The sequence below is a fragment of the Capnocytophaga sp. oral taxon 338 str. F0234 genome (assembly GCF_000192225.1).
GTDB lineage: Bacteria > Bacteroidota > Bacteroidia > Flavobacteriales > Flavobacteriaceae > Capnocytophaga.
Window position 1 is genome coordinate 749,767 of the sequence record NZ_GL872413.1, and the last position, 8,616, is coordinate 758,382.

The following is an 8,616-nucleotide window of genomic DNA, read 5'->3' on the forward strand; positions in this document are numbered from 1 at the left end:
TGTACACTATTTTTGAATATAAATTTGTAGGAATTAAAATTTATTGTATCTTTGCACCGTAGATAGAGAAACAAAACAGTTACAAACCTACTCAAAGCAAAATAAGCGAAAATAGCTCAGTTGGTAGAGCGCAACCTTCCCAAGGTTGAGGTCGCGGGTTCGAACCCCGTTTTTCGCTCTTTTTTAACACATCTAAATGAACATCTTTAAGAATATGAGTCAGTTAGCACTCCCTTGTACTTCCGATATGCAGTACTCGAAAGGGATACACAGGGCAACAATATTCTTTATTAGTATAGTAGCTATATCTTTCTTTTGGAAGATGTAGCTATTTTTTTAATTCAATAGCGAAAATGCTTAGTTATAAGAAACTATATTATAACAATATAGATGAAATGGCTAAAAGAATAGCTAATAATTTTATTGCGGGAGATTCTATTACGGAGAATATTTTGAAATTTGTTAATGAATTATACGATTCTGCGAAGGTAGGACAGAGTTTTAAGTCCTCTTATTTTGAAACAGCTTATTATGCTCATATTTCAAGTGAATTAGAGTCCTATATAGCAAGAATTTTTTATCATCTTTCAGAATTAAAAGGAAAAAAATGGAAGATCTTGCTTAGAAGGCAACAAGGTAAAACAGCCCCTGATCTTAGAATTGAGAAGGAAGGTAAAACTATTGCTATTATTGAAGTTAAAGCCAAAGTAGGGTGGATTCAACCATTTTTTTCAGAGCAATGCTATAAGGTAGATAAGGAAAGGTTTGAAAAGGGTTCATCTTTTGATTCCGATGCCCTGATTAGAAAATCCAAACAGCAACTAACAAAATATTCTGAAACTTTTGCCATTACTAATGATGATATATTTTTATTCTTGCCTGCTTTAGCTTTGATGCATAGAAAGAAATATAACACAACATTAGAGGAATATAGAAGTTATTTTTCTCAAACGTCAGGATTTCCGGAGGAGAATCTTTTTTTACTATCAGAAAATAAATCACTTGATTTATCATTAGTTATTGAAGGAAAGGAACTTTTCCCTACAAGAGACTTTGAAAAGTTACTGGATAAGTTGTTAAAGAAATAAAAGCACCTAACAAAATGCCAAAAAGAAACGACCTACATTGTGTTCTGCTTATAGGGTCAGGACCTATTATCATCGGGCAAGCCTGTGAGTTCGACTACTCAGGCTCGCAATCGTTGCGCTCCTTGCGCGAAGACGGTATCAAAACCGTACTGATCAACTCCAACCCTGCTACGATTATGACCGACCCTTCCATGGCGGATGTGGTCTATCTCAAACCCCTTACCACTAAATCATTGGTGGAAATCCTCAAGGCTCACCCCGAAATAGATGCCGTACTGCCTACTATGGGCGGACAGACTGCCCTTAACCTCTGTATAGAGGCAGACGAAAAAGGTATCTGGAAGGACTTCGGAGTGGAAATCATTGGGGTGGATATTGATGCGATCCAAATCACCGAAGACCGTGAGAAATTCCGCGTGTTACTTGACGAGATAGGAATCCCAATGGCTCCTTCAGAAACGGCGATGTCCTTCCTCAAGGGGAAAGAAATTGCCCAACGCTTTGGTTTTCCGCTTGTAATACGTCCGTCCTTTACCTTGGGCGGTACGGGTGCCTCTATCGTCTATAAGAAAGAGGACTTTGATATGCTCCTTAATCGCGGTTTGGAGGCTTCTCCTATCCACGAGGTGCTTATTGATAAGGCACTTTTGGGCTGGAAGGAATACGAATTGGAACTCTTGCGCGATAGGAATGACAATGTAGCTATTATCTGTACCATTGAAAACATGGATCCGATGGGTATCCATACGGGCGACTCTATTACGGTAGCTCCTGCGATGACCCTTTCCGATCGCACTTTCCAGCGTATGCGTGATATGGCTATCAAGATGATGCGTAGCATAGGTGATTTTGCAGGCGGTTGCAACGTACAGTTTGCTGTGTCTCCCGATGAAAAAGAGGATATTATCGCTATTGAAATCAATCCACGTGTATCGCGTTCGTCCGCCTTGGCGTCTAAGGCTACAGGTTATCCTATTGCTAAGATAGCGACCAAATTGGCTATTGGCTATCATTTGGACGAATTGCAAAACCAAATCACCAAATCCACTTCCGCTTTCTTTGAGCCTACCTTGGACTATGTGATTGTGAAGATACCACGTTGGAACTTTGATAAGTTTGAAGGCTCTGACCGTACTATTGGCCTACAAATGAAGTCAGTAGGGGAGGTCATGGGTATTGGTCGTTCGTTCCAAGAGGCTTTACAGAAAGCAACCCAATCACTCGAAATCAAGCGTAATGGTTTGGGAGCCGATGGCAAAGGGGAGAAGAATTACGAGCAAATCATTGAAAAACTCACCCATCCCAGTTGGGATAGGGTATTTGTACTCTATGATGCGGTACAGCTGGGCATTCCGCTAAGCCGTATCCATGAAATCACCAAAATAGACATGTGGTTCCTCAAACAATACGAGGAGCTCTGTGCCCTTGAAAAAGAAATATCCAACTATAAGATAGATACACTACCTAAGCAGCTTCTTTTTGAAGCTAAGCAGAAAGGCTTTGCTGACCGACAAATAGCCTATATGCTTGGTTGCTGGGAGAGTGAGGTACATAAGAAGCGAGAGGAGCTGAATATCCGCCGCGTATTCAAATTGGTTGATACCTGTGCAGCCGAGTTCAAGGCGCAAACCCCTTACTATTATTCTACCTTTGAAGCGCCTATCCGCAGCGCAGACGGCAAGGAATATATAGCCAACGACAGCGTGGTTACTGACCGCAAGAAGGTGGTCGTACTTGGTTCAGGACCTAACCGTATAGGGCAAGGGATTGAGTTTGACTACTGCTGCGTACATGGGGTATTGGCAGCGGAAGAATGTGGTTATGAGACCATTATGATCAACTGTAACCCAGAGACGGTATCTACTGACTTTGATACGGCTGACAAGCTCTATTTTGAGCCTGTATTCTGGGAGTATATCTATGATATTATCCAACATGAGAAGCCCGAAGGAGTGATCGTACAGCTCGGAGGACAAACCGCCTTGAAGTTGGCTGAGAAATTGGACAAATATGGTATCAAAATCATAGGTACCAGCTTCCAATCCTTGGATTTGGCAGAGGATAGAGGAAGTTTCTCTACCTTGTTGAAAGAGAACAACATTCCTTACCCACGCTTTGGCGTAGCTGAAACAGCTGATGAGGCGCTGAAACTCTCAGACGAATTGGACTTCCCACTATTGGTGCGTCCTTCCTACGTATTGGGCGGGCAGGGTATGAAGATTGTCATCAACAAGGAAGAGTTGGAAGCCCATGTGGTAGATCTTTTGCGTAAGATACCAAATAACAAGCTCCTACTTGACCACTATTTGGACGGCGCCATAGAAGCTGAGGCCGATGCGATATGTGATGGTGAAAACGTGTATATCATTGGTATTATGGAGCATATAGAACCTTGTGGTATCCACTCAGGCGATAGTAACGCGACCTTACCGCCGTTCAACTTGGGTGAGTTTGTGATCCAACAGATCAAAGACCACACCCAGAAGATAGCCTTGGCACTCAACACCGTGGGGCTTATCAATGTACAGTTTGCCGTAAAAGACGATGTAGTGTATATCATAGAGGCCAATCCACGTGCTTCGCGTACAGTGCCGTTTATCTCCAAGGCCTACAAGGAACCGTATGTGAATTATGCTACTAAGATCATGCTGGGTGAGAAGAAGCTCTCTGACTTCCATTTTCACCCACACTTGGAGGGCTTTGCTATCAAGCAACCTGTGTTCTCGTTCAACAAATTCCCGAATGTAGATAAGAAGCTCGGCCCAGAGATGAAATCCACTGGTGAAAGCATTTTGTTTATAGATAGCCTCAAGGACGATGCTTTCTATGATATTTATACAAGGAGGAAGATGTACTTGAGTAAATAGTCACAGACTTACATATTGATAAAAATACTTTGCTAAAATCTTGACTTTGGCAAAGTATTTTTTGTATATTTGCGGAGGGATTTAGAATATGATTTGAAGATGTAAATATATAAGAGTAGTGAAATAGCCGAACTATGTGTTTCTTGGTTAGGAGAAATCCTATGGCCTTATATGAAAAACTATAAGGGAAATGTCATTTCATAGGGACAAATCTCAAGAGAAATAATTCTACTTTGAGCGAGTCCAGCTAAGATTAATATCTTAAGCGTAAGAAGGATAACTTTCATAATGTTAGGTTTAGTACGAATGTGCAAATATAGCATTAATATTTTTCTACCCAAATAGAAGACGGAGTGATATATTGATTGATTTTAATTGGTTAGTATATCGTATTAGCATACATGGTTCTATGAAGATAGTGTTATCTTCTTAAAAAGCACGGCTCCGCATTTGGATTTCACTACTCTTTTTATAAAGAAAGCATGAAAAAAGCGAAGAAAGATTGGTTTAAGTTAAAAAAATATCCTCATATAGGAAGACCTATTTCTATTAAAGATAAAAAAAGGGTAATGTCTTATATACTTAATCCTGAGAATATAACTAAACATTCATTCCTGCCTTTTATCCATAAAACCTCATTAGTCCGTAAGTTTCGTAAGGAATATAATGAGGAAGGAAATCCTATAAAGACAGAAGGAACTAATAAAATACAAAGAGTAAAAGGTCAGAAAAAAGAGAGCTTTTCTATGCAAGTCATTTAGATTCTCTTATTTTTAGCTATTATTCTTATCAATTGTCTGATAAATATGAGCAATTTATAAAGGAATATAAATTAAATGATGTTGTTTGTGCTTATAGGAGTATTCCAATTGATGAGAAGAACCCCAATAGCTCTAATAAATCTAATATCGAGATAGCAAATGATGTTTTTGATTTAATAAAGAGATATCCTAAGGATTTTTTCTATGTGATAGCTTTTGATATTACTAGTTTTTTTGATAACTTGGATCATAAAATATTAAGAGAGAAATGGGAAAAGGTTCTTTCTGTGGAAAGATTACCTATGGATCATTTTAATGTATATAAAAATATTACGCGTTTCAGTTATGTAGATTTAGTGGATATTTTTAGTTTTTTTCAAGATAAAATTCTCACTCAAAAAATAGCAGCTAACGGGATACAGCAGCCAGTTAAAAGAAAGAAGATTAGTAGGATAAAATTCTTAAGGAATCAAAATGCAATAGCTTTCTGTGAAAAAAAAGAGTTTCTTGAGGTTAAGCATAAATTAGTTCATCCTTTTAAAACTATTAAAAAAGGGGATCAGATTATACCAAGAACATTTGGGATTCCACAAGGTTCTCCCATTAGTGCTACTTTAGCAAATATCTATTTAGTAGATTTTGATAAGGATATTAATAGTTACATACAAAAAATAGGAGGACATTATAAAAGATATTCAGATGATATTATTGTTGTTTGTCCTAATGAATACAGAGAAGAGGTTTGTCATTTTGTAATGGAAGAGATTACAAAGTATAAATTAGAGATACAGAGAGCAAAAACTCAAGTATTTGAATTTAAGAGAGAGAAAGATAAATTGACATCCGCACAAGTTTTTGAGAATACTATTAATAGGAATAAGAATCTAACTTATTTAGGTTTTGAATTCGATGGGGAAAATATAAGATTAAAAAAATCAAGTCTTTCAGGATATTATAGAAAAATGAAAAGACACATAAGTAGGGCAAAATCTTATTCTTATAAATATGAGGAACCGATTTTTAAAAGGCGGATTTTAAAGAAATTCTCTTACAAAGGAGCTAAAAGAAATAGGAAAGTAGTATGGAATGAGGTAGAAAAAAGGCTGTATAAATATGATACATATAACTATGGAAACTATATAACTTATGCAAAGAAAGCTATAAGTAGGATGTCTGGTAATAAGATTAGTAATCAAATAAAAAAACACTGGAAAAATATCAATAAATTGCTTAAAGATTGCCACAAACCTGCTTTAAAGAGAGTTATTCACTAAGAATATATATATATATTGTTTGTTTTAATTCAATATATTTTGGGCTTGCAGAAGCCGCAGGAACTGATGATCCTGAAGTGATGAATGATGTATATTGGAATCTGGATTAAACTAATTTCCCACTATGAACCACCTTCACCTAACAGGTTATAAAACCTTTAAAAATATACAGTTAGACCTTTCTCCTATTAATATCCTTATTGGGGCTAATGGGAGTGGGAAGAGTAACTTTATATCGTTTTTTGAGTTGCTTAATAGGCTGTATAACCGTAGCCTAAGGGAATATATTGCGCTGAGAGGGGGAGAGGATAAGATGCTTTTCCGAGGAAAGAAAATTACCAATGAGATAGGTTTCCAATTGACTTTTGAGGGAGGTAATACCTATGAGGTAGTGCTTAAAATAGGAGAGCATGGCTTTATCTTTAATAGAGAAGTGCTTACTTCTGAGGGGCAAGAACTGTCCATTGATAACTTTTATACAGAATCTCAGCTTAAGCTAAGTGATACTCCCGAGGCTACCTATATCCTCAAGCAATTGGAGGGCTTTCGTAAGTATCATTTTCACGATACGGGAAGCCTCTCGCCCTTTACCAAGCAGAGTAATGTACAAAATGATATATATTACCTCTATAAAGATGGAGCTAATTTGGCTGCTTTTTTATATCATATCAACCAAAAAGATAAAATCACCTATCATAGAATTGTAAAGACAATACAGAGTATAGCCCCTTATTTCTCTGACTTCTATTTAGTGCCTAATGCCAATGATGAGGTAAGGCTGCAATGGAAAGACAAGTACAGCGATATGGTTTTTGGAGCTACAGATTTGTCGGACGGAACTTTGCGATTTATGGCACTTACCACTTTGTTTTTACAGCCTAACCTGCCCAATACCATTGTGATTGACTAACCTGAATTGGGCTTACACCCAGCGGCTATTGCTAAATTGGCGGCAATTATACAATCGGCAGCAGCAAAAGGCTGTCAGGTAATTGCCGCTACACAGTCTACGGATTTGATAAGCTATTTTGAGCCAGAGGATATTGTAACAGTAGATAGAGTGAAGGGGGAGACAGTGTTTAAAAGGCTTTCAAAAGAGCAAAATGCCCAAGATTTAGTAATTGGGTACAAACTTTAATTACCATATAGCATATGTTCCGTTTATTTTTTCTCTTTCCTTGCTTTACACTGGCGCAATATCCTAAAGCAATGGATTTTAGCAAGCTCTATCAGGGGAAAATAGATAGTCTTGTAGTCATACATCGTATGGGCTGGACGAGAGAGACTTCGTGGCCTGAAGCCCCTGAAGAAGAACATATCACAGAGAGAAGAGAACTCCTTCCGCTATCAGAGGGAAACCGTTTGCTAAGGATATTAAGGAATAAAAGAGGGTATAAAGAAGAATATCCTTTGCTAAATGATGTAGTGAGTAGTTTCCTATTCTATGCAAACGGAAACGAAGTGCTTACTATACATTTTTCACCGGAGACCAAGCAACTAACCATGTATAAGGGTGATGAACTTATCTTTGCAGGAATGAGCAAAGGAAAACTTACCAAAAAACTCATTCGTTATCTGTACCCTAATCTTTCTGCTAAAGAACTGTATATGAATTTCTTTATCCTATGGGAGGAGATTTAGATAAAAATTATATACAATAAACTATGTCCCTACTCTACATACATTTCGGGAAGTTTAGTGCTATTTTATATCTTTTAGCAACCATTTCACTATCGCAAGTGGGAATATATCTATTTTATTTTAACAAATGGGTAGTATTCCCTAACACAGTTGTTATGCTGCTTAGTGTATTGTTCTTACCTGTATGCTATTTAGGATATTATAAAAGGTATTTAGTAATATATAGGGTTGCTTTGTGGTTTATATTACTGAGCTTTTCCTCTATGGTGTTTCTGCGATTTGAAGAAGTAGTTGCAAAACAGTTTGAGAAAGGAGTGATATCCCTATTAGATAGAAATACAGCTATAAGTATAGGAGAGCCTCTATTATTAGGAGTACTTTTTATCTTTTTCCTTATCTTTGGAACTATTTTTGATAGGATTATAAAAACAAAAGACAAATGAAGTGTAAGTTACTAAAGGATTTTGTTTTGTTTTACTTTATGAGTGTGCTATTGTTGTTATTGTTCGTCTTTTTTATAGGATTTTTTCTTTATGGAGAGGAGGAACTTACCGTAGTTCATATACGTTATCCTATCGTTTGGGGTATTTGCTATGCCTATCAGGAGCTATTTTACTTTGTACAAAGATATATATCGTCTTTTTATATTAGTGCAGCTCTTTCTATAGCATTGTTATCGCTTCCTATAGGTACTTTATTGGCAATACCTATTAATTTTATTTTGTGTAAGATTGGTTTAGAGAAAAAATAAAACTATCTTGACTTAACTCCAAGATAGTTTTCTAAAAAGTGGTCTTGCCAAGAATCGAACTTGGATCTAAAGTTTAGGAAACTTCTATTCTATCCGTTGAACTACAAGACCTACTTATAATGTAGAGTGCAAAGGTACAAAATAAATGTGAATTATCAATGATTAATTTTGAGTTTCCTGATGTTGCCAATTCCACCTCCAAGTGAAATTTTTCAGTTTGTCTTTTGGTAGAAT

Annotated in this window: 7 protein-coding genes, 2 tRNA genes and 1 pseudogene; 9 read left to right on the forward strand and 1 reads right to left on the reverse strand. The window is 36.9% G+C overall.

The window, feature by feature from the left end; genetic code table 11:
- Nucleotides 1-105 precede the first annotated feature (105 nt).
- The 9 genes and pseudogenes from HMPREF9071_RS03520 (at nt 106) to HMPREF9071_RS03555 (ending at nt 8,382) form a co-directional block, all read left to right on the forward strand.
- Nucleotides 106-178: transfer RNA gene (locus tag HMPREF9071_RS03520), tRNA-Gly, on the forward strand.
- Nucleotides 179-395: 217 nt separating this feature from the next.
- A complete protein-coding gene (locus tag HMPREF9071_RS03525) occupies nt 396-1,088 on the forward strand; it encodes a hypothetical protein (RefSeq protein ID WP_162859667.1) in 693 nt (230 codons plus the stop codon).
- Between the two features lie 14 nt (nt 1,089-1,102).
- Nucleotides 1,103-3,955, forward strand: a complete 2,853-nt coding sequence (carB, locus tag HMPREF9071_RS03530; protein WP_009745195.1) for a carbamoyl-phosphate synthase large subunit — start codon at nt 1,103-1,105, stop codon at nt 3,953-3,955.
- Between the two features lie 482 nt (nt 3,956-4,437).
- Nucleotides 4,438-4,716, forward strand: coding sequence for a hypothetical protein (locus HMPREF9071_RS12465; protein WP_009745197.1), 279 nt, complete (start codon nt 4,438-4,440; stop codon nt 4,714-4,716).
- Nucleotides 4,717-4,748: 32 nt separating this feature from the next.
- A complete protein-coding gene (locus HMPREF9071_RS03535; protein ID WP_009745198.1) occupies nt 4,749-5,990 on the forward strand; it encodes a reverse transcriptase domain-containing protein in 1,242 nt (413 codons plus the stop codon).
- A 124-nt stretch (nt 5,991-6,114) separates the two neighbouring features.
- A pseudogene (locus HMPREF9071_RS03540) lies at nt 6,115-7,128 on the forward strand (AAA family ATPase).
- Between the two features lie 14 nt (nt 7,129-7,142).
- Nucleotides 7,143-7,631, forward strand: a complete 489-nt coding sequence (locus tag HMPREF9071_RS03545; protein WP_009745202.1) for a hypothetical protein — start codon at nt 7,143-7,145, stop codon at nt 7,629-7,631.
- Between the two features lie 23 nt (nt 7,632-7,654).
- Nucleotides 7,655-8,074, forward strand: a complete 420-nt coding sequence (locus tag HMPREF9071_RS03550) for a hypothetical protein (protein ID WP_009745203.1) — start codon at nt 7,655-7,657, stop codon at nt 8,072-8,074.
- Complete coding sequence (locus tag HMPREF9071_RS03555; RefSeq protein WP_009745204.1) at nt 8,071-8,382, forward strand: hypothetical protein; 312 nt, start codon at nt 8,071-8,073, stop codon at nt 8,380-8,382. The genes HMPREF9071_RS03550 and HMPREF9071_RS03555 overlap by 4 nt, the downstream gene beginning before the upstream one ends.
- A 39-nt stretch (nt 8,383-8,421) precedes the next feature.
- On the opposite strand, the gene HMPREF9071_RS12355 is transcribed toward HMPREF9071_RS03555, so the two are convergent.
- A tRNA-Arg gene (locus tag HMPREF9071_RS12355) sits at nt 8,422-8,493 on the reverse strand.
- Between the last annotated feature and the right edge of the window lie 123 nt (nt 8,494-8,616).

What these genes read in the sequence shown, in the direction of transcription:
- HMPREF9071_RS03525 (WP_162859667.1), top strand. Translation starts at nt 396, where the DNA reads ATGGCTAAAAGAATAGCTAATAATTTTATTGCGGGAGATTCTATTACG.
- carB (WP_009745195.1), top strand. Translation starts at nt 1,103, where the DNA reads ATGCCAAAAAGAAACGACCTACATTGTGTTCTGCTTATAGGGTCAGGA.
- HMPREF9071_RS12465 (WP_009745197.1), top strand. Translation starts at nt 4,438, where the DNA reads ATGAAAAAAGCGAAGAAAGATTGGTTTAAGTTAAAAAAATATCCTCAT.
- HMPREF9071_RS03545 (WP_009745202.1), top strand. Translation starts at nt 7,143, where the DNA reads ATGTTCCGTTTATTTTTTCTCTTTCCTTGCTTTACACTGGCGCAATAT.
- HMPREF9071_RS03550 (WP_009745203.1), top strand. Translation starts at nt 7,655, where the DNA reads ATGTCCCTACTCTACATACATTTCGGGAAGTTTAGTGCTATTTTATAT.
- HMPREF9071_RS03555 (WP_009745204.1), top strand. Translation starts at nt 8,071, where the DNA reads ATGAAGTGTAAGTTACTAAAGGATTTTGTTTTGTTTTACTTTATGAGT.